Here is a 24821-nt window from a genome sequence, read left to right as displayed (position 1 = left end):
TTCAGGACTTTGGGCCGACAAGGATGGCGCGGAAATCGTTCACGTTGGTCAGGGTCGGGCCGGGCACGACCTGATCGTTGATGGTGGCGAAGAATGTGTGGGCATCGTTGTTGGCGAGCGCCTCGGCCGGGTCGATCCCGGCGGCGCGGGCTTTGGCCAAGGTCTCAGGCCCAATGACTGCCCCGGCCACTTCGGCGGCGCCATCGACGCCATCGGTGTCACAGGCAATGGCGTGGATGCCTGCAGCGCCGTCCAATTCGATTGCCAACGCGAGAGCGTATTCGGCGTTCGGCCCGCCGACACCGTCGCCGCGACGTGTAACGGTAAGCTCACCGCCCGACAGGATAAGCGTGCCGGGCTTTGCGGCTTTGGCGATTTCGGCGTGGGCAGCGGCCACGTCGCGCGCTTCGCCTTCGATGGAATCGCCAAGGATTTCCACGTGGTAGCCCCGTTCTTCCGCCAAATCGGCGGCGGCGGCGAGGGATTGGGACGGGGCGGCGTATATTACGTTTTCAACCCGCGAGAGGCGCGGATCGTCCGGTGAGACAGGGTCGCCACCAGCCTCGAGAAACGCCCTGATGGAGGCGGGCGGTTCAACGTTCCATGCGTCCAAAGCGGCCAAGGCCCGGGCTGCGCTGCCGGTATGGCCAACCGTCGGACCGCTTGCGATATCGCCGGGGTCATCGCCTGGCACGTCCGAGATCATCAGGGCGAGCATCCGCGCCGGGTGGGCCGCGACGGCCAATCGCCCGCCCTTCACGGCGGACAGTTCCTTTCGGATGCCGTTGATCTCACCAATTGGCGCGCCAGAGGCCAGAAGCGCCTGTGTCAGTGCCTGTTTCTCTTCTAGCGTGATGTCGCCTGCTGGGGCGGTAAGCAGCGCGGAGCCACCGCCAGAGATGAGGGCGAGGACGAAATCGTCTTCACCCGCCGTGGCGAGGATTTCCAGCAGGCGTTTGGTGGCCTCTTCGCCGGCCGCGTCGGGAACAGGGTGTGCGGCCTCGACAATCTCGATGCCTTGGCAGGGGCGGGCGTATCCGTAGCGGGTGATGACGAAGCCTTCGCAAGGGCCCCATTCAGCCTCCACCGCTTCGGCCATGCGGGCGCTGGCTTTGCCTGCACCGATCACCAGCACCCGGCCCTCGGGCTTTGGCGGGAGGGCGGCGGCGAGGGATTGCATCGGATCGGCAACTTCGACCGCGCGGGCAAAGAGGGAGCGGAGGAAGGCGTCAGGGGTCATTGCGTTCGTCCCGTGCTTGAGGTGCGCGCCACCAGATCGACCGGTGCGCGGTGTTCGGGGGGTGGGGTTTCGCCATCCTGCATCCACGCCAGAAGACGGTCGGCGGTGGCGCGGGCGAAGCCGTCGATATCGCAGGCGACGGACGAAAGCTGCGGCCAGACCAGCGCGCAATCCTCGATATCGTCGAAGCCCACGATGCGGAACTCGCGGCCAAGCGTTTTGCCGGCCTTAGCGAAGCCTGCGTGCAGGCCGAGTGCGACGAGGTCGTTGAAGCAGACGGCAGCGTCTGCCTCTGCGTCGATCAGGGATTGGGCGGATTCAACGCCGAATGCGCGGGTGGAGCGGCCATGGAAGGTGATCGGATCGGCCCCGGCGCGCTTCATCTCGGCCAAATAGCCGGATTTGCGTTCCTCGGTGATCTCGCGGCCCTCAACGCCGCCAACAAAGGCGATGCGTTCCGCACCTTGGTTCATCAGGTGACGCGTGGCACGGGCGGACCCTGCGGCATAATCGAAGCTGGCGAAGGGGAAGAGGCCGGTGCGCGCATCGGTTTTGCGCAGGACCTGAATGGCAGGCAGGCCCGCGCGTTCGATCTGGTCAAAGGCCGCGCCGCCGTCCCCATAGGCGGGAGAAACGACAAGGGCCGAGACGCCATGTTCGATCATGGAGCCCACGAGTTTGGCTTGAAGGTCGGCGTCTTCGTCGCTGTTGGCGATGACCGTGGCATAGCCTTTGGCGGCCAGCGTCATCTGCAGGACGGTGGCGAATTCGGTGAAGAACGGGTTGCGCAGGTCGTTGATGACAAGGCCCACAAGGCCCGCGGATTGGGAGCGCATCTGGGCGGCGGCGCGGTTGTAGACATAGCCGATCTCGGCCATCGCCGCGCGCACGGCGTCGCGCGTTTCACCCTTCACCTGCTTGGAGTTCTGTAGGACGAGCGAGACCGTCGACTTGGACACGCCCGCCTTTGCGGCAACGTCGAGGATGGTGGGACGGCGGCTCATGACGCGTTGTTATCCACCGAAACCGTGTATGGAAAGCAGCTGTTTCATGCGTTGGGTGGCGAGGTCTGGATCGGCCAGCAAACGGGCCTGATCGGCGAGGCGGAACACCTCGGCGTAATGCGTGATCTCTCGCGAGGATTGGAAGCCTGCGGGCATGATGAAGTGGGATTGTTGGCCGTTCACCCAGGAGAGGAAGGCGATGCCCGCTTTGTAATACTGCGTGGGCGCTTTGAAGATTTCGCGGCTGAGGGGAACGGTTGGGGCGAGCAGCGCGTGGTAGGTTTCGTGGTCCCCTTGGGCCAGCGCTTCGAGGGCTTGCGATGCGGCAGGCGCGATGGCCGCGAAGATGCCGAGGAGCGCGTGGGAATAGTGCGTGCCGTCGCCTTCGATGAGATCGGCATAGTTGAAATCGTCGCCGGTATAGAGACGGGCAGTTTCGGGGAGTCGGGCGCGGAAGGCTTCCTCATGGCTCTGGTCTAGCAAAGAGATCTTGATGCCGTCGATCTTGGCGGCGTTGCGGGTGATGAGGTCGAGGACGATCTGGTTGGCCTCGTCGAGGGTTGCGCTGCCCCAATAGCCCTTCAGCGCAGGGTCGAACATGTCGCCGAGCCAGTGGAGGATGACGGGCTCGGAGGCCTGCGCGATGAGGTCATCGTAGACTCGGGCATAGGATTCCGGGCCTGCTCCGATGGCAGGCAGCGCGCGGGTGGCCATGAGAATGAGTTGGCCGCCAGCGGCCTCAATGGCCTCCATCTGTTCAGAATAGGCGGCCTTGATGCGGACGGGGTCGGTGAGTTCATTGAGCGGGACATGGTCGGTTCCTGCACCGCAAGCGACGCGAGGCTTCATGGGATGGGCCTTGGCGGCGCGCATTGTGCGTTCGATCAATTCCTTCGCGGTTTCCCAGTCCACACCCATGCCCCGTTGCGCGGTGTCCATCGCCTCGGCCAGCCCAAGGCCCTGATCCCACAGGCTTTCGCGGAAGTGCAGGGTGGCGTCCCAGTCGACGGCAGGGCGGCCCTGCCACGGGTCACGTTCGGCCAGCGGATCACTGACGACATGGGCGGCGGCGAAGGCGGTGCGGGTGAGTGGGACGGACGGCGCGCGAGGTGTGAGCGGGTCGCCTTGCAGCGCGTAGTCTTCCAGCGTTCCGGCGTAGGTGGGCAATCGCATGGTTTATATCCCGTGATCTTCGCGGATCATGTCGGCGGCTTTTTCGCCAATCATGATCGTGGGTGCGTTGGTGTTGGAGGAGACGACATTCGGCATGATCGAGGCATCGGCCACGCGGAGGTTTTCGATGCCGTTGAACGTCAGGCGCGGCGTGACCACGGCGCTGTCGCCCGGCCCCATGGCGCAGGTGCCCGCGCAATGGTGGGACGTCTTGGAATGCTGGCAGATGAAGTTGAAGTAGTCGTCGTCGGTTTTGACGTCCGGCCCCGGCAGACGTTCGGCCTTGATGAAGGGTTTGAGCGGGGCTTGTGAGAGTATCTCTTGCGTCAGCTTGAGGCCACGGATGGACATTTCACGATCCTGAGGATCGGCGCAGTAATTGGGGTCGATCAGCGGCGCTTTCGTGGGGTCATCTGATTGCAAGCGGACGGTGCCGCGGGAACGGGGGCGGAGGTAGCAGGAGTTCAGCGTGACACCGCCTTCGGGCATCGCAGCCACGCCCGCCTCGATTCCAGTGCCGAGGCCGAGGTGGAATTGCAGATCGGGCGAGCGGGCGTTTTCGTCGGCATACCAGAATCCACCGGTCTCGAAGAGGCTGGAAGCGACGGGGCCGTTCTTCGTCAGCAGGTATTGAATGCCAGCGAGCGCGCTGAGATGCGGCTTGGCGAAGCGGTCATAGGTGTGGGGGCCGGAGACCTCGGCGATGCAATAGAGGTCGAGGTGGTCTTGCAGGTTGCTGCCCACCTGCGGCTGGTCGAGCAGGACGTCGATGCCAAGTTCTTGTAAATGATCTGCGGGGCCGATGCCGCTGAGTTGCAGCAGGCGGGGCGAGCCGATCGCGCCGGAGGATAGGATCACTTCTGTGCCCGCGTGGATCAGGGATCGGTCGATCATCTCGACCCCCACCGCCCTGCCCTTGTCAAAGAGCATCCGGCGCACCTGCGCGCCGAGTTTCACTGTCAGGTTCGGGCGACGCTTGTTGGGGTGCAGGAATGCCATCGCGGCTGAGCATCGGCGAGCGTTCTTCTGGGTCAGCTGGTAGTAGGCGGCGCCTTCCTGAACCTCTCCGGTGACGTCTTCGTTAAAAGGGATGCCAAGGACCTGTGCGGCCTCGAAATACGCTTCGCAGATCGGAAGGGGTGCGGAGGGTTTAGACACTCCGAGGGGGCCGTCTTTTCCGTGGTAGCGGTTGTCGTAGGTGTCGTTCCCTTCAGATTTGCGGAAGTAGGGGAGGACATCTTCGTAGCTCCACCTCTCGCAGCCCATTTGCCGCCATTCGTCGTAATCGAGCGGATGGCCGCGTGTGTAGATCTGGGCGTTGATGGCTGATCCACCGCCGATCACCTTGGCCTGCGTATAGGTAAACACCTTGTTCTGCATGTGTTTTTGCGGCGTCGTGGACCACCCCCACGAGCCGATGCCCTTGGTCATTTTCGCAAAGCCTGCGGGAAGGTGGAAGTACGGGTGACGGTCTGATCCGCCGGCTTCCAGCAGGCAGACGGAGACGTCCGGGTTCTCCGACAGGCGGCTCGCGATGACGGAGCCTGCCGAGCCACCGCCGATGATCAGGAAATCGTAGGATTCGGTCATGTGCGGCCTCTAAAGACGATGGATGGACAGGCCGCCATCCACAGGGATTTGCGCGCCGGTGGCGAAGGCGAAATCGCCGCGCGCGAGGGGGACGATGACCTCGCCAATGTCGGCGGGCTGGCCCCAGCGGGCGGAGGGCACGATCTGCGGGATGCGATCGTTGTAGCGGTCGGCGACGGGGGCGGTCAGGGGCGTTTCAATAATACCGGGGCGGATGTCGAAGACGCCGATATTGTCTGGTGCGAGGCGGGCGGCGAAGGCTTGCGCGAGCATCGCCGTGGCCGCCTTGGAGGCGCAATATTCGGCGCGGTCGGGGCTGACCATGGCGGCGCTGACCGAGGTGATGAAGGTGATTGAGCGGTAGCTTTCGGCGGGTGAAGCGAGCATTCGACGCGCCACTTCTTGTGCAAAAAAGAACGCGCCCTTCGTGTTGATGTCGATGCAGCGATCGAAGCTTTCGGGCGTCAAATCGAGCAGGTCGCCGCGCTGGAGTGCGCCGACACCAGCATTGGAGACGAAGGTGGTGATGGGGCCTATCGCGTCGAGCAGGGCGGGGATCGCGTCGATGTTGCGGACGTCGTGCTGGTAATACTCGGCCTCGAACGGGAGGTCCGCAGACGGCTGTTCGGACGCGACGGCGATCTGCCAGCCCGCGTCGTAAAGCGCCTGCGCGATGCCAAGGCCGATGCCCTGCTGACCGCCTGTGATGAGGGCTTTCATGTCGTTTCCTTGAGATGGTCGGCTTGGCGCAATGCCAGCGCTGCGATGGTCAGCGACGGATTTACAGCCGCGGATGTGGGCAGCAGTGAGGCGTCGCAGATATAGAGGTTGTCGAGGTCGTGGGCCTTGCCGAGCGGATCGCAGACAGAGCTTGCCGGGTCATCACCCAGCCGGGCCGTTCCGCATTGGTGCGACGGGGTGCGGCGGTCGAAGGCTTTGGAGAGAACGATTGGAAAGCCCGCTTTCTTGAGCGTTTTCTTGAGCCTGGCCACGAGGGCCAGATGCGCGTCCCAGTTGGAGCGCTTCCAGTCGAGCACGATGTCGTCGCCTTTGATCGTCACGCGGCTGTCGGGGTTCGGGAGATCTTCGGACATGGCGTAGAAGTCGATTGCGTGGTTGGCGATGACGGCTGCGAGCGGCTTCGGTAGACCGGCCTGCGCGGCAAGGATGGGGGTGGAGACCCGCCCCAAAAGCTGCACATTGCCAAGGCCCTCGGCATACCAATCATTGATCTGGAGGGTCTTCTGGTAGACCGACCTGTTGCGCCGATGGCTGACGGCCAGAACAGCGCTTGCGTTGTGGTTCATGAAGTTGCGTCCGACCTGATCGGACCGGTTGGCGAGGCCATTGGGATGCGCCTCAGACGCGGATTTCAGCAGAAGCGCCGCAGTGTGAACGGCCCCGGCGGCGAGGACGATGCGGGTGGCGGTGAGGCGGCCGCCGGAGGTGATAAGTGCGGTAACGCGATCGCCTTCGGTTTCGATCTTGCGGACGGTGACGCCCGTGCGAAGCGTGATGTTCGGGTCTTTGAAGGCGTCAGCCAGCGCCGCGCTTTCGGCGTCCAGCTTGCCGCCATTTGTATCGGGGTGAGCATCCCACGGCGTCTGCCCGCGCGCCAGCCATCGGTCGAGGTTGACGGCGAGCGGCAGGGGGGATGGAGTAAGGCCCGCGTGTTTCAGACGAATGGCAAGGTCGGCGATGTCGGGCTCGTGGGGGACAGGCGGATGCGGATACGGTGCGTCGTGGGGCGGCTCAGACGGGTCAAACGAGGCGTCACCGCGCACCTGGAAGAGGGCTTCTGCGCGGGTGTAGAACGGCGCGAGGGTCGCATGACCGACGGGCCAGTGCTGCGCGAAATCGGCCTCTCGGTAGCGCATCATCACCGCGCCGTAAAACTTGGAGTTGCCGCCGACATAGGCGTAGTTACCGGGATTGAAACGCTCGCCCTGCGGGGTCAGCCATGTCTCATCCGGGCGGTAATGGCCGTCGCGAAAGATGGCGTCGGGATCACGCGCTTCGGGGCTGTCGCGCAGGAGCTGGCCACGCTCCACGATCAGAACGCGCAGGCCGGAGCCCTTCAGCCCCGCCGCCAATGTCGCGCCCCCCATGCCGGAGCCGACGATGATGATATCCGCGTCGCTCATTGCCCTCTCTGCGTATATCTGGAACGTTCCAATTCCAAGCGAAAAAGTAACCCCGACCGCGAAGCCGGGGTTTGGGTTCAGGCGATGCGGGCCTCGGTCGACAGGTCGAACAGAACGGCCTTGTCCATGTTCACCGCAAACTCGAAAGGCTGGCCGGGATGTGCTTCGGCATCCGCACGCATCCGGGCGACGCAATCCTTGCCGCCGAGTGACATGGTCACGAAGGTGTCCGCACCTGCGGGCTCGGTTACGGTGACTTCGTTGGTGAGGCTCTGAATGTTCTTCGCGTTGCGGTCTGCGCCTTCGGGGTCGGTGATCGCCTCGGGTCGGATACCGAGCATGACGGATTTACCGACGTAGTTGCGGTAGGCGGCGGGCGCGTCTTCGATGCGGAGGTGCTTGTCACCATCCGCCCCAGCCACTTCCGCATGAAGCGCGCCGTTCATTTCCACGAGCTTGGCGGGCAAAACGTTCATTGCGGGCGAGCCCATGAAGGTTGCCACGAAGAGATTGGCGGGGCTGTCGTAGATCTCTTTCGGTGTGCCGAGTTGCTGGACGTAGCCGTCGTACATCACGGCAATCCGGGTACTCAGCGTCATCGCCTCAATCTGGTCGTGGGTGACGTAGACGATGGTGGTGCCAAGCTTCTGATGCAGCTTCTTGATCTCGGTCCGCATATCGACGCGCAGTTTCGCGTCGAGGTTAGACAGCGGCTCATCGAAGAGGAATACGTCAGGGTCGCGGACCAACGCGCGGCCCATGGCGACGCGCTGGCGCTGGCCGCCGGAGAGTTGCCCGGGCTTGCGGTCGAGCAGGTTTTCGATCTGGAGGAGTTCGGCAACCTCCTTCATGGCCTTGTCGCGCTCGGCCTTGGGCGTGCCCTGCATTTCAAGTCCGAAGGTGATGTTTTGGCCCACGGTCATGTTCGGGTAGAGCGCGTAGGATTGGAACACCATCGCGATGTTGCGCTTGGACGGCGTGACGTCATTTACGACGCGGTCCTTGATGGCGATCTGGCCCGAGGAAATCCCCTCAAGCCCCGCGATCATGTTGAGAAGCGTGGACTTGCCGCAGCCAGACGGGCCGACGAGGACAAGGAATTCGCCCTCCTCCACCTGGATGTCGACCTTATGCAGGACCTCCACCGCGCCGTAGGATTTGGTGACGTTGTTGATGTCGAGGAAACCCATGGGTCAGAGTCCTTCCGTTGCAGTCTTGGCATGCGAAAAACTCGAGTTTTTCGTGCCGTTTTTCTTGAGAAAAACGCGCTCGCTCATCCCTTTACACTCCCTGCCATCAGGCCACGGACGAAGTATCGACCGGCCACGATGTAGACGAGGAGAGTTGGTGCGGCGGCCATGATGGCGCCAGCGAAGTGGACGTTGTACGGGCGTTCGCCTGTTGACGAGTTCACCAGGTTGTTCAGCGCCACCGTCATCGGGGCAGCGTCGCCAGAGGCGAAGGACGCCCCAAACAGGAAGTCATTCCAGATGTTGGTGAATTGCCAGATGCAGCAGACCGCGATGATCGGGCCGGAGGACGGCAGCATGATGCGCCAGAAGATCTGGAAGAACCCTGCCCCGTCGATTTGCGCGGCACGGACAAGCTCGGTCGGGAAGGCCGCGTAGTAGTTGCGGAAGTAGAGCGTGGAGAAGCCGATACCGTAGACGACGTGCACGAGGATCAACCCGTAGGTCGTGCCAGCGATTTCCAGCAGGCCGAGGATGCGGGCCATGGGGATCAGGACGATCTGGAAGGGGATGAAGCAGGAGAAGAGCAGCAGGCCGAAGATCCATGTGGCGCCCCGGAAGTGCCATTTCGTCAGGACATATCCGTTCAGCGCGCCTGCAACGGTGGAGATGGCGACAGCGGGCACAGCCATGGCGATGGAGTTGATGAAATAGGGGCGCAGGCCCGTGGGCTCTACCCCGATCTGAGCGGTGGACCATGCGCTGAGCCACGGCTCAATCGTCCATTCGTTGGGCATGGCGATCATGCCGCCAGCCGTGATCTCGCTGAGGGGTTTGAGCGAGTTCACCAGCATGATGCCCAGCGGCATCAGGTAGAACAGCGCAAACAGCAGCAGGAACAGGTAGATGAACGTTCGCGTCACCTTGGAGGAGCGGATCGCGGTGTCGGATGATGCGACGGCCATTACTTCTGCTCCTTCAATTCGGCGTAGAGGTAGGGGACCATGATCGCGGCGATGGTCATCAGCATGATGACGGCCGACGAGGCGCCGATCCCCATCTGATTCCGCGTGAAGGTGTATTCATACATGAAGAGCGCGGGCAGCCATGTGGACGTGCCGGGGCCGCCGTCTGTCATTGCGACGACGAGGTCGTAGGATTTGATGGCAAGGTGGCTGAGGATCACGAAGGCTGACAGGAAGGCCGGGCGCAGCTGCGGCAGGATGATGCGGCGATACATCTGGAAGTTCGACGCGCCGTCCATTTGCGCGGCTTTGAGAATTTCGTTGTCGATCCCGCGCAAGCCCGCAAGGAACATGGCCATCACGAAGCCCGACGATTGCCAGACGGCGGCGATGACGATGGTGTAGATCGCCATGTCGCTGTCCTTGATCCAGTCGAACTGGAAGTTCTCAAACCCCCAGCGGTGCATGGTCGTCTCTAGCCCGATGGCGGGGTCGAGGATCCATTTCCAAGCGGTGCCTGTCACAATGAACGACAGGGCCATGGGATAGAGGAAAATCGGGCGCAGCAGGCCTTCGCCGCGGATTTTCTGGTCGAGGAAGATGGCGAGCAACAGGCCGATGATCGTGGAGATCACAATATACAGGCCCGCGAATATGCCGAGGTTGATAATCGCTGTGTCCCACTGGCGGACGCGGAAGAGGCGCTCGTAGTTTTGCCAGCCGACTAGATCGTAGCTGGGAAGCATCCGGCTGTCGGTGAAGCTAAGATAAAGCGTGAAGGCGATGAAACCGTAGACGAAGATCACCATCACGGCGAAGGATGGGGCGAGGACGATCTTCGGCAACCAGGCCTGAAGACGCGTGCGGAAATCCGCACCGCTGTCCAACATGGGATCGGTGGCGGCCATGGGGCCTCTCCTTCGAAATCGGGTGGGTCGATTAGAGTGGACCGGCCCCACAAAAGGGCCGGTCCGGGTCAGTGATTATTGAGCCAGCTCAACAGCGGTGACCATTTCTTCAGCCGCAGTTGCGGAGTCGAACTCACCGTTGAAGTGCGCGGTAATCACGTCATACATCGCGTTCTGGATCGACGGCGGGTTGGCGTGGCCGTGGGCCATGGAGCCGAAGAGGCCACCGGATTCACCGGCTGCCGCGAGGTCTGCCATAGCAGCCTGACCGCAAGCGTCGAACGAAGACGGGTCGATGTCGGTGCGTGCAGGCGCGGAACCTTTGACCACGTTGAACGCGATCTGGAACTCAGGGCTCATCACGGCGGAGGCCATGGCAACCTGGCTGGCCTGGTCACCTTCGTCTTCCACGTTGAACATCGCGAACTGGTCGGAGTTGAAGGTCACAGTGCCTTCGGTGCCGGGCACGCGGAAGCACTGGAATTCTTCACCAGCGGTCATGCCCGCGTTGACGAATTCACCCTTCGCCCAATCACCCATGATCTGGAACAGAGCTTCGCCGTTGATGACCATGGCCGAGGCCAGGTTCCAGTCACGACCCGAGAAGTTGTCGTCCACGAAGCCGCGCAGGGTGCTCATGCGGTCGAAGGCTTCGACCATCATGTCGCTGCCGAGCGCTTCGGGGTCGAGGTCTACGAAAGCTGCCTGATAGAACTCAGGCCCGCCAACACCCATCACCATCGAGTCAAACACCGTGGCGTCCTGCCAAGCCTGACCACCGTGGGCCAGTGCCGTGTAGCCTGCATCCTGAGCGGCCTGCATGGCGGCGACGAATTCTTCCCAAGTGCCGGGCTGTTCGATGCCAAGCTCTTCCATGAGCGCGGTGTTGGCCCAGACCCAGTTGGTCGAGTGCACGTTCACGGGTGCGGCAACCCAATTGCCCTCATAGGTCGAGAAGCGCTGAAGCGCCTCAGGAACCACTTCGTTCCAGTTCTGCTCTTCTGCGAGTGCGTTCAGGTCAGCCAGCGCACCTTCGGCGGCCCAGTCCTGAATGGCGAAGCCGAGCATCTGAACGGCGGTCGGCGGGTCACCTGCGGTGACGCGGGCGCGCAGGACGGTCATGGCGTCGGAGCCGCCACCACCGGCAACGGGCATATCGGTCCAGCCGATGCCGCCACCGGCAAGGTCTTCACGCAAAACGTTCAGAGCGGCCGCTTCGCCACCCGACGTCCACCAGTGCAGAACCTCAACTTCCTGAGCCACAGCACCGGTTGCCGTGATGGCCAGAGCCGCCACACCGAGGTGTAGTTTTTTCATCATGGTCATGTCGTTTCCTCCCTATTGACCAATCCCCTTACCGGGGCTGACAGAATTAAAACGTTATAAATCCGGTTGAAGTCAACCAGAAATTGAGACTTTCACATGCAAGCATCGCTGCACAACAGCATAAATGCTTGGGTTTTGCTGCAGTGCGGAATGATCGCATGTCTGAAGACGGCTATTGAAACGTTTGAAATCTCGCGCAATATAGTGCGCGATGCAACCAAAGGGCGACCTCTCGCCATGAGCCGCGAAACAACCGACCTGCCGACCGCGCCAAGCGGGGACAAGCCGACGCTGCGCAGCCTTGCGGAGGCGACGGGTTTCTCGGTGGCGACGGTCAGCCGCGCATTGGCCGATGATCCGCGAATCGCTGCGAAGACGCGCGCGCTGGTGGCCGAGGCTGCGGCCCTGGCAGGCTATGTGCCCGACCGCGCCGCTCGCAGATTGCGGACCGGACGCACTCAGGTTGTTACCCTGCTTCTCAACACCGAGCACGAATTCCTTGGATTCACTCATGAGTTTCTTTCGGGCATCACAGAGGCGCTGCAAGGCACAGGATATTCCGTCAACGTCGTTCCCGATGACGTCGGCGATGACCGCCTTGCGCCTGTTCGCAACATTCTGCGCAACCATCTGGCCGATGGCGTTCTGTTTACGCGAACAGAAGCGTTCGATCCGCGCGTGCGCCTGCTGATGGAAAACGATTTCCCCTTCGTCAGCCATGGCCGGACGGAGTTCACCGCCCCACACCCTTACGTCGATTTCGACAATGAAGCCTTCGCGCGGCAGGCGGTCCAACGCCTTGTCGCCAAGGGGCGCACTCGGCTGTCGCTGATCCTGCCGGAGGATCGGTTCACCTTCACGCAACACCTCCGCTACGGCTTTTTGAGCGAGGCGCGGAATGTTGGTGTCGAACATGAGATTGTCGAAGGCGTGACGCTCGACAGCCCCGCTGCCCGCATCGCCGAGGCGCTGCGCGCCAGTCGCGCGGGCGACACGCCGCCCGATGGCTATGTTTGCGTGGGTGAGGTGACGGCGCTTGTCACGCTGTCGGCAATGGCGGACAGCGACGCCGTTCTGGGTCGGGACGCCGATGTCTTTGCCAAACGCGCCTCGCCCATCTTCGACAATATCCGGCCACGTATCGACACCGTGTTCGAGGATCTGCGCGAGACCGGGCGCAAGATGGCAGAAATGCTGCTGCGTCGGATGCAGGGCGAGGACCCCGGCGCCCTGTCGCATATCCTGATGCCGGATTTCGAGCGGCTGCATCATTCGGACGAAACCCAAGGCTGACGCGTGTCACCGATACGCATTTGCACGGTTTTCACTTCGAGGAATTCGTCGAGGCCGTAGCGCCCAAGCTCCCTCCCCTGCCCACTTTCCTTGACGCCGCCGAAGGGCATTTCGGGGTAGCCATCCATCCACGTGTTCGTCCATACGGTGCCCGCCTGCACGCGGCGCGCGAAATCGAGGCAGGTCGACATGTCCTTCGACCAAACGCCAGCCGACAGTCCATAGGCTGCGTCGTTACAAAGGCTTAGGGCTTCATCGAGAGTCTTGAAGGTGAGAACCGAAAGGACCGGACCGAACACCTCCTCCCGCGCAATGGGCATGTCGGGGCGAAGGTTTGTGACGACTGTTGGCTGGTAGAATTGCGGGCTGGCACCATCCACGTTGAGGGCCGCGCCACCGATTGCGATCTTGGCCCCATCCGCCACAGCATCCTGCACGTAGCCGTCAATCTTTGCCATATGCTCCGGACTGATGATCGCGCCAACCTGCGTGGCGGGATCGAGCGGGTCGCCGAAGGGCACCTTGCGGGACAGGGCGACGACCTTGTCGGTCAGCGCCTCCGCTACATCCTCATGCACAATGATGCGGCTGCCGGAATTGCAGCATTCGCCAGCATTGAAATAGACGCCGAAGGTGATGGCATCGGCGGCCTGATCGAGGTCGGCATCGGGGAAGATCACCTGCGGGTTCTTGCCGCCCAGTTCGAGCGAGACCTTCTTGAGGGTGCCGGACGCCGCAGCGCTGATGCGCTTTCCGACGCCAGTGGAGCCGGTGAAGGAGACCATGTCGACGCGGGGATCAGTGGATAGGACCTCCCCCACCGGATCACCGAAACCCAAGACGATATTGGCAACACCAGCTGGCAGACCGGCTTCGATCAGCAACTCCCCAAGAATGCAGGTGGTCGACGGCGTCAGTTCGGAGGGCTTGATGACGGCGGTGCAGCCAGCAGCGAGCGCGAATGGCAGTTTCTGCGAGATGATGAGGAACGGGAAGTTCCATGGAGTGATGAGAGAGACGACACCAATGGGTTCCTTCAGTACGACGCCCAGCATGTCGGCACCAAGGCTGTTGTGGCTGTCACCGTGGATCATCCGGGCGAGGCTGGCGGCATAGCGCCAAAGGTCTGCGGCACCGGCAATCTCGGCCTTCGCCTGGCTAATCGGTTTGCCGGACTCGAGGGTTTCCATAGCGGCAATGCGGTCAAGATCACGCTCGATCAGATCGGCGGTCTTGAGCAGGATCTTCGCGCGGGACGCCCCGCTGGAAAACGCCCAATCCCCCGCGTCAAAGGTCTTGCGCGCCGCTGCAATGGCGGCTTCGGCGTCGGCTCGACCGCCAAGCGCGGCGGTGCTGACCAAGGCACCGTGCGCCGGGGATTTGCGGGCCGATTGCTCGGCGTCGGCGCTTTTCGTCCATACGCCATCAATCAGGTGCCGCCCCTCGAAGAGTGGAGGTGCCTTGAAGGGCGATCCGGGAATAATCGTCATCTCGGTCATGTTTCACGTCCCCGGAAAAACTGGTTTGCGTTTGTCTTTGAAGCGCGCCACGCCCTCGGCGCGATCATCGGTTGCGCCTATCATGCCGCCGCCCAGGGCCTCGATAAGGGCCGCACGGTCTTCGCCGACAGCCGCGTGGATTTGGTATTTAGCGACCTCATGGGCACGGGGGCTGGCTTGCGCGGCTTGCTCGGCGATGGCCACAGCCGTGGCCAGCGGGTTTTCTGCGACCTCGGCCACGAAGCCGAGCGACCACGCCTTGTCGGCGGTCAGTTTGCGCCCGAAGAGCGCCATTTCCTTGACGACAGGTTCCGGCAGCAGGCGAAGTAGGCGGTTTGTCCCTCCCCAGCCGGGCACGATGCCGACCTGCGCCTCTGGTAAGGCCAGCGTCGCCATTGGGGCCATGACGCGGATATCGGCGCAGGCGGCCAATTCTAACCCGCCGCCCATTGCGGGAGCGTGGATTGCGGCGATGGTCGGGATGGATAGCCGTGCGAAACGGTCATAGATGCGATGGCCTTCACGCACCCAATTGCGGGCGAAGTCGGTGGGGCTGAGCTCGCCCCAAGCCTTGATGTCGGCCCCGGCGCAAAAGGCGCGGTCACCATCACCCGTAAGGATCACGGCGCGGATATTGGGCGAACGTTCAAGTGTCGCGCAGGCTTGTTCAAGCTGCTCCAACATTTCCATCGTGAGCGCATTGAGCTTCGACGGATTGTCGAGGCGAATACGGGCGATTTCGCCTTCGATGTCGAGGTGAACGGCACTCATAGCTCAAGCCCCATTGGCGTGTCGCGCAGGAGGGAGAGCGGCATAGTCGTGGCGTCTTGTGCCACGGACACCCGCCCCTCGGAGGCATCGACGATGTCGCGCTGCGGGTCGATGCCCGGCATAACTTCATGGGCGACAAGACCGTCTTCGCCTAAGCGCATCACGCAGCGTTCGGTGATGTAGAGCACGTCTGCGCCACGCGCCTTGGCACGGCGACCCGCGAAGGTCACATGCTCCACGGCCTGAACCATCTTGGTGAACTTGCCGGGGCTTGCGACGTGGAGGCCATCGTCTTTCAGTTCCAGCTGAGCGCCCGCTTCAAAATAACCGCTGAAAACGATCTTCTTCGCGTGCGCCGTGATGTCGACAAAGCCGCCGCACCCGGCGGTTAGGTAGGGCTTTTTGCCAAGCTTGGAGACATTGACGTTGCCATCCACGTCGACCTCCATGAACGACAGAAACGAGACGTCGAACCCACCGCCCTGAAAGTAACTGAACTGATTGGGTGAGGGGACGAATGCGTCGGCGTTGGAGGCACAACCGAATGCGAAACCGGTCAGGGGCATACCGCCTACGGCGCCTTGTTCAATGGCCCAAGTGACCGCGTCATGGGCGCCTTCTTCTAGCAGAATGCGAGGCACCATAGCCGAAATGCCAAAGCCGAGGTTGGCGGTCATGCCCGTCTGCAATTCCATCGCAGCGCGGCGGGCGATAATTTTTTCAACGCCGTGTTCCGCAAGACTGAAGGACGACCAAGGGCGCATGACCTCTCCACTTATGGCGGGATCATACGGCGTTTCTGTAGTTTGCTTCTGGTCGGGGGCCAGCACTATAAGGTCGACAAGGTGGCCGGGCACATGCACGTCATGCGGGCGCAGCGATCCGGCGGCGGTCATGCGTTTGACCTGCGCGATGACAAGCCCGCCATGATTGCGGGTGGCAATCGCCTGGTCGAGCCCGCCCAGATAGGCGCCCTCATGTTCGTAGGTCAGGTTGCCGTTTTCGTCAGCGGTCGTGGCACGAATGATGGCTACGTCCGGCACGATATTTGGGAAGTGCAGCCAGGTGTCGCCTGCAAATTCCGTGCGCTGGACGATGGGGGCTTTCGCGGCGCTGTCGTTCATCGCGCAGCCTTCGCGGATCGGGTCGACGAAGGTCTCCAACCCCACTTGTGTCAACACACCGGGGCGACGCGCGGCGACGTCTCGGTGCATGTCGAAGAGGATACCGGACGGCACGTTGTAGGCGGCCACGCGGTCTTCGACGACCATTTGCCAGATCGCAGGCATGGGCAGAGAGGAGGGGCCGGATGGGTAGGAGCCGCCGATAATGCGCGCCAGTAGCCCGTCCCTGGCGATATGGTCCACGCCCTTCACGCCATACATGTCACCCGCCGCAATTGGGTGGATCGTCGTCAGGTTGCGCGGTGCACCTTCTTGGTCGAACCGCGCCCCCAGCGCCTCCAGCACGGCGTCCGGGCAACCGAGCGCCGAAGAGCTTGAGACAGTGACAACGGCGTTGTCCTTTATCCGGGCGACAGCTTCGGCGGCGGAGACAAGCTTCGACATCTCAGATTCCGCCATAGTCGACAGTGACGCGCTGGCCTTTTTCAGCGGCCTCGCTGACGGCGGCGGCCACGGCCAGTGATTTCACGCCATCCACACCATCGGCAGCGGGGCGAGCTTCGCCCGCGCAGGCCTTGGCGAACAGGCCTACGGCCCGCTCATAGAGGGAATGATCGGAATACTCGACCGCCTGCTCACCCCCGTCAAAACGTAGCATGACGTCGCCCGTGGGCTGCTGCGTCATCACGTTGCGCGCGATGATGGAGCCCTCGGTGCCATGCACCTCAATCCCCGTGCCAGCATGGGCATGGGTGAAGCTTTCGTGGGTCTGCACCATCGCGCCCGAGGGCATGGACCAGACGGACATTGCACTGTCTTCCACTCCCTGCCCCATGCCGCGCGCGGTTTTCATCGCGACGACCTCAACCGGGTCTTCATCCAAGTGAAACCGCACCGTGTCGGCGTCGTGCACTGTGATATCAGGGATCACACCCCCACCCGCATCTGGGTTGTCGATGCGCCAGCCTTGCAGGTGCGGCGGCAGGTGGACGGCGTGGAAAACGCGGACTGACAGGACATCGCCGATGCGGCCCGTCTCGATCAACTCGCGGATCGCGAGGTGGGAGCCCGCATTGCGCAGGTGATGATTGGTGCCGAACGTGACACCCGCCGCATCCGCAGCCTTCACCATGGTCACGGCATCGGCCACGCTCATGGCAAGCGGCTTTTCACACAGCACATGTTTGCCCGCCTCGATGGCCGCCATCGCCTGCGCCATGTGCTTTTCGTTTGTGGTGGAGATGTAGACGGCGGCCACGCCATCCATCGCCGCATGAAGATCAGTCACGCCTGCGTCGATGTCATGCGCGGCGGCATAACTGGCCGCGCGGTCGGCATCTGAAGACATCACCGTTGCAATCTGTCCACCGGAAGCACGGATCGCGCCGATCATGTGCTCGGCAGCGATGGTGCTGGCCCCGATCAATCCCCAACGCATGGCTTTTCTCCGACACAATTGGAACGTTCCGATTTTGGATTACTGGAACGTTCCACTCACAGAGTCAAGCCGTGTTTCATACCCGCCCCATCGCACAGTTAGTTTGCGCAGGACAGACCGCTATCGAGGTCGAAGAGGTGTGCGGAGGATGCGTCGATGGCGACGTGCTGTATCGTATCTGGCTGGATACCCACTTGGCCTGCCAGCTGCATGGCAAATTCTTCGGCCCCGTCGACAGACCCGTAGACAAAAGTTTCGGTTCCGAGTTGCTCAACCGCGCGAACCTTTAAAGGAATGCCGCCATCGGAGGGCGAGGTGTGGCTGGGGCGGACGCCGAGCTCGACCGCCTGATTTGGGCGCGTGTTGAAACGGGCTGCATCCAATTGGACTTCGGCCCCGCCTGCGGAGATGAACTTGCCGCCCTCGCCCATCGTGCCCTTCACAAAGTTCATCTTGGGAGAGCCAATGAAACCCGCGACGAAGCGGTTGGCGGGGGCGTTGAACAGCTCAAGCGGCGGACCGAATTGCTCAAGGCGCCCGGCGCGGAGGACGGCGATCTTGTCGGCCATGGTCATGGCTTCGACCTGATCGTGGGTGACGTAGACCATCGTATTGCCTAGGCGTTTGTGTAACGCGCTTATCTCACCGCGTGTGGCGACGCGCAGTTCGGCATCGAGATTTGATAGCGGCTCATCGAACAGGAAGACACGCGGCTCGCGCACCACAGCGCGGCCAATAGCGACACGCTGGCGCTGCCCGCCAGAAAGCTGGCCGGGTTTTCGGTCGAGATAGTCTTCGATCTGCAGCATCCGAGCGGCTTCGTTCACCCGCTGCTCAATTTCGGCTTTAGGGGTCGAGATGTTCTCCAACCCGAAGCTGAGGTTCGCGCGCACCGACATGTGGGGGTAGAGCGCGTAGCTTTGGAACACCATCGCAAGGCCCCGCTCAGATGCTGTGACGTTGTTCAGCACTTCATCATCGATTGCGATTTCGCCACCCGTGATCTTCTCCAGCCCCGCGATCATGCGCAACAGAGTGGACTTGCCGCAGCCCGACGGGCCGACGAAGACGCAGAACTCCCCCGATTGAACCGTAATGTCGATGCCGTGGATCACGTCCACAGGGCCGTAGGATTTCTTAACGTTGCGAAGCTCTAGTAGCGCCATTGGGGCCTCACTTCATGCCGGTATTCGCGATACCGGTCGTGATGTATTTCTGCAGGAAGATGAACACGAGGGTCGTCGGGATCAGCGACACCACCGTCATCGCTAGACGGTAATGTTCCTGGCTTACCTGTTCCCCCCGGAAGGCCAGCAGGCAGAGTTGGATCGTATAAGCCTCGGTGTTCGTTGAAATGGCGATCATCGGGATGATCAGGTCATTCCAGCGCCAGATGATCGACAGGATGCCGAGCGCTGCGATGGCCGGAAGGGCCAGCGGCAGCACAATACGCCAGAAAACTTTCCATTCAGACGCGCTGTCCATGCGTGCGGCTTCCAGCAGCTCTTCAGGGATCGTCAGCATGTACTGGCGCAGCAAGAAGACGCCCGCAGGCGTGGCTGCACCGGGGACAATCACACCCCAGATCGAGCCTGACAGGCCGGTCGCATCAATGGCCTTGAACACTCCCACAAGCGTTATGGTGGCCGGCACCATCAATGTCGCCAGGATCAGCACAAGGAAAAAAGTCTGCCCCCGGAACGTGTATTTTGACAGGGCAAAGGCCGCCATGGAGTTGATCAGCAGCGTGATGAACGTGGCGATAACCGTCACAAGGACCGAGTTCGTGATGCAGGTCGTGAAGTCGATGGTCAGGCCAAAGGCATCGCCCGCAAGCGGCTCGGCATAGTTTTCCCATGCGGGCGAGACGGTACGGGTGGCCGTGACGCTATCGGCAGGCAAACGCACAACGCCGTCGATGGAGCCGTCAACCGCACGGCCCGGAAAGAACTCGGACGTCGCGTTGGGGTTGGGAATAGCCCATTGCATGGCCTCACCCGTCTCCGGGTTTGGTGCCGTCACAAGGGCCTGGGTGACGATGCGGTTGGGCTCATAGGGTGGTTGGCCGAGATATTCGAGCAGCAGGCGCTGCTGATCCTCGTCGAGTGTCTCGACCACCGCGTTCAGGTCGAACGCCTCCCGCGCGGTAGGGGTTAGGGCGCCGTAGCGGTTGAGCCATTCCGGAAGCCCCTCCTCCGCGATCATGGCGCGGGCCGCGGGCGCAACCTCGCCCAAGTGCGAACGCAAGGCGTAAAGCGCATTGCCCTCCAGCCCGGCCAGGAACCCGGCCACATCCTGATCGGCGCGCTCTGCTGCGCTGAGGTCGGACCAGTTCAGCACCCAACCGGGAAGATCTCCGATCACGAAAATCTCTCGGCCGTCCGGGCCGTTCACAGTCGCCCGCGCCACGCGGTCAAAATCACCTGGCAGAAGCGACAGATCCTGCGACTCAATCTGGAACTGCGTCTTGATGGAGTTCAGACCGAGCCAAAGCACTGGCAGCAGGATGATCAAGAAACCCAGCATCAGGTACGCGTAGGACAACCAATCGGTCCAAGTCAGCCGCCCATTGCGCCCTTGAGTGCGGGCCATGAACTCCCATACCGCGCTCATCTCGCGTTCCGTCCGCTGAGGAATATCTGGATGATCGACAGCACCGCCAGCGCACCCGCAATGATCAGCGAAGCCGTGGCTGCAATGCCAAGGCCATTGGGCGTTGGGTTGCCGCGCAGGCCGGCGGTTTCGAAGATGTAGGCGACAATGGAAATCCAGCCGACCTGCATGGCGTAGAGTTCCTCAAATGCTTGGAAGGCTTTGATGAGCGACAGGACGGTCACGACCAGAAGTGTCGGCATCAGAAGCGGCAGAGTGATCTTGGTCAGTACTCGCCAGGGCGAGGCGCCGTCCATTTCCGCTGCCTCATAGAGATCACCCGGGATCGCCTGAAGGCCTGCCAACAGGATCAGCATGTAAAAGCCCAGATGCGCCCACGTGAACACGAAGACGGACCAGAACATCGTCCAAGCCGGATCGACCAGCCATTGGATTGGTTCATCAATCCAACCCCATTCCATCAGGGTTAGGGACAAAACCCCCTGCCGCTTCAGGATCAGGGTCCACAAGAAACCCACCACCACGGGCGACAGCATTACGGGGTAGAAGAAGATCGACCGCCAGAAACCGCGTGCAATGATCGGACGGTTCAGGACGAGCGCTGTGATCAGCGCAAACAGCACCATGATCGGAACCTGAAAGATCACGAAGACGGAGGTATCCAGAACCGCTTGACGGAATTGGTCGTCTTCAAGGTTCGGTTGGCCTGTATCAATCTGCGTCTCTGCCAACAGGCGCGACCAGTTGTCGGTCCCCGCATAGGGGCGATCGGCGAAGTTGATTGACTGCCCTTCGGTGACACTGAAACCCACGTTGATGAACAACGGCGCAAACGTGAAAATTCCGAAGACAAGGAGGTTCGGTAGCAGAAAGACATATGGCAGCGGCCCGTGGCCGCGCATCTTCTGCGCCAATTCGACCGGCCAGCCGAGCACGGCCATGGCGCGAGACCCCAAGGATCCGCTGGGGCGGGCAACGACCGCCCCAACGATAAGGTAAATCAGAAAGCCCAGAGGCCAGGAGGAGCCTGCGAAAGCGTTATAAATCGCGTCCCACATGGCCCCGCCTGAGCCGTCTTACTCGGCGATCTGGGCGGCAACGTCCGCGTCGATGGCGGCCAGCGCGTCATCCATGCTCATTTCGCCGGTGATCACCTGCGTGATGTAATCCGGCACAACCCCGTAAATCACGAAGTTCTTGGAGTAGCCCTGGAAGGTAAAGGCCTGCGGCGTGGAATTGGCCGCTTCACCGATGGAGGCCGCGAAAGTCGACAGTGCCGAGGCAACCGCCGGGTCGGTGTCACCATAATCAACGCCCGAGGCCTGAAGGCCCTGGTGTGCCGTGATCGAGCGGGTTTGCGCCGCGAACGTGGCCGCGTTCTCCTCACGGGCGAGGAACTCGATCCAAGCGGCTGCCGCTTCCGGCACATCGGTGGACTCAAACGCCACGATGCCTGCGCCGCCTGGCATTGCGCCACAACCGCCCGGGCCGCAAGGCGCGGGAACTGCACGCCATTCGAAGTTGGTGATGTTCTCGGCATAGTTGCCGATCATCCACGACCCCGACATGTGCATTGCAACCGAGCCATCAAGGAACAGTGGCGCCGCGTTGCGATAGTTGGTGCCGGTGCCGGCGGGCCAGCCATCGGCGGGCATCAGGCCGCTTTCGTGCCAGCCCACGAAGGTCTCGGCATAGTTGCGGAAGCCTTCGTCGACGAGGATCGGCTCACCAGCATCATCGAAGAACGCTGCGCCGTAGGAGAAGGCGGGACCGGCCCAACGGTGCGCGGTACGGTCCATCGCAAGCGCGGCGTCCATGCCAAGGGTTTCCTGAACCTCGGAAAGGGCCGCGGCCCAATCATCCCACGTCGCGCCCGCGCCAGGCATTTCAACACCAGCATCGTCGAACATGGTGACGTTCACATACGGGCCGGTCACGGTCAGCTCGGTCGGCCAGCCGTAGATGCCCGTGTCTTCACCGCCGGGCGCGCGATACCACGGCAGAACTGCGCCATAGGACGCCTCCATGTAGTCCGCGTCCACGTATGGGGTCAGGTCGAGGTAATATTGGTTCAGTCCGCCCAGGTTCGTCACGCGGGCCACATCAGGCGCGGCATCCGTTTGAAGCTGGTTTTCCAACTGATCGCGGACGATTTCATAACCCACGACTTCCATCGCGATGGTGTGGCCGGATTCAGCTTCGAACGCCGCGGCAAGCTCACCGAGAACGTCGCATTCATTACCATTCTGGTAGCACAAGAAATTCACTTCGTCGGCCGAGGCGGCGCCCGCAGCGACAAGAGCGGTGGCGGCACATGTCAGCCGCAGAGTCTGCAGTTTGGTCATAAGATCCTCCCATTGGATTTTTTCTTTTGACCGAAACGATAAAAACAAGTGGGGGGCGCGTCCAACCCTAATTGTGGGCAGCTGGGTTGGCCGCAACGTCAAGGTTTTCAACGAGCGCGCACGAGTAGAGCAATCCGAGAAGTGAACTGAGAATGCAGACAGATAACCTGCGCTTGCGGTATATCAATCGTATATCAATTGGCCTTTAAGGGTTTTCAGACCAGTGCGGAGGTCACAGAGCACAGCGGCTTGTGCGCGCAGTTTGGCGCAGTTTTTCAGGCGAATCAGGGATGCTTTTGGTCCAACCCCGACATTTTCAGCAACACGGAGCGCAGCAATCTGACCTCTTCCGGTGGCAGCCCTTCGACCAGCTCAGATTCGAAACGCGCAGCCGCAGCCGACAAGTCTTTGAAGGTCTGCCGTCCGCTCGCGGTTAACGACAAACGCTCAATCCGTCGATCCGCTTCGGTCTCGGTCCGGGCGAGGAAGCGTTTGCTTTCCAATGCAGCCACTGCCCTGCTGACTTTGGTTTTATGCAAAGACGCTAGCTCACAGATCCGCTTGGCGGACAGTTCACCGTAGCAGCCCAAGTGAAACAGAACGCGCCATTCTGTGCGAAGCATTCCGTACCGCGCACGGTAATAGGCTTGGAATTCATGACTTGCCGCCTCAGCCGCTTGGTTGAGGAGATAGGGCAGAAAATGGGGCAGGTGAAATTCGGAACGTGACATTGGGTTGGGGTAGCAGTGGGCAGTTGCAATTGAAACCAGTCACACACGTCTTGAGGCGGTTTTCGCCTTATTGACCTGATCTAAGTATCTATTGCTCCGTCTTGCGCGCCCCGTGCCGCTGATTGCGAGGAGGTGTGTGCCCGGGTCAGACAGCCGCATGTACGGATCGCACACACGATCGCGCCGTTGCGCTAATTCGTTTCCATGAATGGGTTTTGGTTGCGGGGGTAGGATTTGAACCTACGACCTTCAGGTTATGAGCCTGACGAGCTACCGGGCTGCTCCACCCCGCGCCAATTTTTCACCTCGTGGCGTCTGTTAAGGCGTCTGAGGTGGAAATCGTTAGAGAGATACGGGTGATGTTTCTTATTAGGTTTGGCGGTGACCTACTCTCCCACACCTTAAGATGCAGTACCATCGGCGCAAAGGCACTTAACGGCCGGGTTCGGAATGGAGCCGGGTGTTTTGCTCTCGCTATGACCACCAAACCAAAAAAGAAACATCATCCAAGTCGCGCACACTGATGATTGGTGTGTGACGCTTGTGGTCCAATCAAGCCATTCCTGGCTTTCACTGGATCAAATCAAGCCTATCGAACAATTAGTACCGGTCAACTGAACGCATTACTGCGCTTACATCTCCGGCCTATCGACGAAGTGGTCTACTTCGGTTCTCAGGGATACCTTGTTTTGAGGGGGGCTTCCCGCTTAGATGCCTTCAGCGGTTATCCTTTCCGATCATAGCTACCCAGCACTGCCGTTGGCACGACAACTGGTCCACCAGTGGATCGTTCACCCCGGTCCTCTCGTACTAGGGGCAACTCCTCTCAAGTATCCTACACCCACGGCAGATAGGGACCGAACTGTCTCACGACGTTCTAAACCCAGCTCACGTACCTCTTTAAATGGCGAACAGCCATACCCTTGGGACCTGCTCCAGCCCCAGGATGAGATGAGCCGACATCGAGGTGCCAAACGATGCCGTCGATATGGACTCTTGGGCATCATCAGCCTGTTATCCCCGGCGTACCTTTTATCCGTTGAGCGATGGCCCTTCCACGCGGGACCACCGGATCACTATGGCCGTCTTTCGACTCTGCTCGACTTGTCAGTCTCGCAGTCAGGCTGGCTTCTGCCATTGCACTCAACGAGCGATTTCCGACCGCTCTGAGCCAACCTTCGCGCGCCTCCGTTACTCTTTAGGAGGCGACCGCCCCAGTCAAACTACCCGCCACAGAGGGTCCCGGATCCGGATAACGGACCGCGGTTAGACAACAAGAATGCGAAGGGTGGTATCTCAAGGGAGGCTCCACAGAAACTAGCGTTCCTGCTTCAAAGCCTACCACCTATCCTGCACATCCCAGTCCTGTTGCCAGTCTGAAGCTGTAGTAAAGGTGCACGGGGTCTTTCCGTCTAACCGCGGGAAGCCTGCATCTTGACAGGCAATTCAATTTCGCTGAGTCGATGT

At 61.4% G+C, this 24821-nt stretch carries 20 protein-coding genes, 1 tRNA gene and 2 rRNA genes (1 of these 23 cut by a window edge); 1 reads left to right on the top strand and 22 read right to left on the bottom strand.

All coding sequences use genetic code 11. The features are described 5' to 3' along the window. Position 1 precedes the first annotated feature (1 nt). The 10 genes from V8J81_RS19505 to V8J81_RS19460 form a co-directional block, all read right to left on the bottom strand. The gene (locus tag V8J81_RS19505; RefSeq protein WP_368477405.1) at positions 2-1240 is read right to left on the bottom strand and encodes a glycerate kinase type-2 family protein; all 1239 of its coding nucleotides are present in this window, start codon (positions 1238-1240) and stop codon (positions 2-4) included. Beyond that, a complete protein-coding gene (locus V8J81_RS19500; protein WP_368477404.1) occupies positions 1237-2244 on the bottom strand; it encodes a LacI family DNA-binding transcriptional regulator in 1008 nt (335 codons plus the stop codon). Before V8J81_RS19500 ends, V8J81_RS19505 begins: the two co-directional genes overlap by 4 nt. Positions 2245-2253: 9 nt before the next feature. After that, complete coding sequence (locus V8J81_RS19495; protein WP_368477403.1) at positions 2254-3417, bottom strand: dihydrodipicolinate synthase family protein; 1164 nt, start codon at positions 3415-3417, stop codon at positions 2254-2256. A gap of 3 nt (positions 3418-3420) precedes the next feature. After that, a complete protein-coding gene (locus tag V8J81_RS19490) occupies positions 3421-5007 on the bottom strand; it encodes a GMC family oxidoreductase (RefSeq protein WP_368477402.1) in 1587 nt (528 codons plus the stop codon). A 9-nt stretch (positions 5008-5016) separates the two neighbouring features. Then, positions 5017-5727, bottom strand: coding sequence for a 3-ketoacyl-ACP reductase (locus V8J81_RS19485; RefSeq protein WP_368477401.1), 711 nt, complete (start codon positions 5725-5727; stop codon positions 5017-5019). Further along, complete coding sequence (locus tag V8J81_RS19480; protein WP_368477400.1) at positions 5724-7151, bottom strand: GMC oxidoreductase; 1428 nt, start codon at positions 7149-7151, stop codon at positions 5724-5726. The genes V8J81_RS19485 and V8J81_RS19480 overlap by 4 nt, the downstream gene beginning before the upstream one ends. Before the next feature lie 77 nt (positions 7152-7228). Continuing rightward, the gene (locus tag V8J81_RS19475) at positions 7229-8341 is read right to left on the bottom strand and encodes an ABC transporter ATP-binding protein (RefSeq protein WP_368477399.1); all 1113 of its coding nucleotides are present in this window, start codon (positions 8339-8341) and stop codon (positions 7229-7231) included. Between the two features lie 83 nt (positions 8342-8424). Beyond that, a complete protein-coding gene (locus V8J81_RS19470; RefSeq protein WP_368477398.1) occupies positions 8425-9306 on the bottom strand; it encodes a carbohydrate ABC transporter permease in 882 nt (293 codons plus the stop codon). Beyond that, on the bottom strand, positions 9306-10214 hold the full coding sequence (locus V8J81_RS19465; protein ID WP_368477397.1) for a carbohydrate ABC transporter permease: 909 nt from the start codon (positions 10212-10214) through the stop codon (positions 9306-9308). The genes V8J81_RS19470 and V8J81_RS19465 overlap by 1 nt, the downstream gene beginning before the upstream one ends. A gap of 75 nt (positions 10215-10289) precedes the next feature. Further along, on the bottom strand, positions 10290-11540 hold the full coding sequence (locus V8J81_RS19460; protein WP_439649914.1) for an ABC transporter substrate-binding protein: 1251 nt from the start codon (positions 11538-11540) through the stop codon (positions 10290-10292). 237 nt (positions 11541-11777) lie between these two features. On the opposite strand from V8J81_RS19460, the gene V8J81_RS19455 reads away from it, so the two are divergent. After that, a complete protein-coding gene (locus V8J81_RS19455) occupies positions 11778-12833 on the top strand; it encodes a LacI family transcriptional regulator (protein WP_368477396.1) in 1056 nt (351 codons plus the stop codon). Here V8J81_RS19455 and V8J81_RS19450 read toward each other — a convergent pair. The 12 genes from V8J81_RS19450 to V8J81_RS19395 all read right to left on the bottom strand — a co-directional run. Continuing rightward, complete coding sequence (locus V8J81_RS19450; RefSeq protein ID WP_368477395.1) at positions 12809-14332, bottom strand: aldehyde dehydrogenase family protein; 1524 nt, start codon at positions 14330-14332, stop codon at positions 12809-12811. The genes V8J81_RS19455 and V8J81_RS19450 overlap by 25 nt on opposite strands. A gap of 3 nt (positions 14333-14335) precedes the next feature. Then, positions 14336-15103 carry an enoyl-CoA hydratase/isomerase family protein gene (locus V8J81_RS19445; RefSeq protein WP_368477394.1) on the bottom strand — a complete coding sequence of 256 codons (768 nt, stop codon included), beginning with the start codon at positions 15101-15103 and terminating at the stop codon, positions 14336-14338. Further along, on the bottom strand, positions 15100-16671 hold the full coding sequence (locus V8J81_RS19440; RefSeq protein ID WP_368477393.1) for an acyl CoA:acetate/3-ketoacid CoA transferase: 1572 nt from the start codon (positions 16669-16671) through the stop codon (positions 15100-15102). Before V8J81_RS19440 ends, V8J81_RS19445 begins: the two co-directional genes overlap by 4 nt. A 1-nt stretch (position 16672) precedes the next feature. After that, positions 16673-17665: a Gfo/Idh/MocA family protein gene (locus V8J81_RS19435; RefSeq protein WP_368477392.1), complete on the bottom strand. Its 993-nt coding sequence runs from the start codon at positions 17663-17665 to the stop codon at positions 16673-16675. Positions 17666-17763: 98 nt separating this feature from the next. Further along, on the bottom strand, positions 17764-18831 hold the full coding sequence (locus V8J81_RS19430) for an ABC transporter ATP-binding protein (RefSeq protein ID WP_368477391.1): 1068 nt from the start codon (positions 18829-18831) through the stop codon (positions 17764-17766). A gap of 7 nt (positions 18832-18838) precedes the next feature. Further along, positions 18839-20278, bottom strand: a complete 1440-nt coding sequence (locus V8J81_RS19425) for a carbohydrate ABC transporter permease (RefSeq protein WP_368477390.1) — start codon at positions 20276-20278, stop codon at positions 18839-18841. Then, complete coding sequence (locus V8J81_RS19420) at positions 20275-21336, bottom strand: carbohydrate ABC transporter permease (RefSeq protein ID WP_368477389.1); 1062 nt, start codon at positions 21334-21336, stop codon at positions 20275-20277. Before V8J81_RS19420 ends, V8J81_RS19425 begins: the two co-directional genes overlap by 4 nt. Positions 21337-21354: 18 nt before the next feature. After that, positions 21355-22623 (bottom strand): ABC transporter substrate-binding protein, encoded by a 1269-nt coding sequence (locus V8J81_RS19415; RefSeq protein WP_368477388.1) that lies wholly within the window; start codon positions 22621-22623, stop codon positions 21355-21357. Positions 22624-22907: 284 nt separating this feature from the next. Next, positions 22908-23354: a MarR family winged helix-turn-helix transcriptional regulator gene (locus tag V8J81_RS19410; protein WP_368477387.1), complete on the bottom strand. Its 447-nt coding sequence runs from the start codon at positions 23352-23354 to the stop codon at positions 22908-22910. 216 nt (positions 23355-23570) lie between these two features. Beyond that, a tRNA-Met gene (locus V8J81_RS19405) sits at positions 23571-23647 on the bottom strand. A gap of 80 nt (positions 23648-23727) precedes the next feature. Continuing rightward, positions 23728-23842: ribosomal RNA gene (rrf, locus tag V8J81_RS19400) — 5S ribosomal RNA — on the bottom strand. 91 nt (positions 23843-23933) lie between these two features. Next, positions 23934-24821, bottom strand: a 23S ribosomal RNA gene (locus tag V8J81_RS19395) (it continues 1940 nt past the right edge of the window).

The organism is Gymnodinialimonas sp. 202GB13-11, from assembly GCF_040932485.1.
Lineage (GTDB): Bacteria > Pseudomonadota > Alphaproteobacteria > Rhodobacterales > Rhodobacteraceae > Gymnodinialimonas > Gymnodinialimonas hymeniacidonis.
The sequence above is the reverse complement of the archived record's forward strand: the minus strand, read 5'-3'. Positions and strand labels throughout refer to the sequence as shown.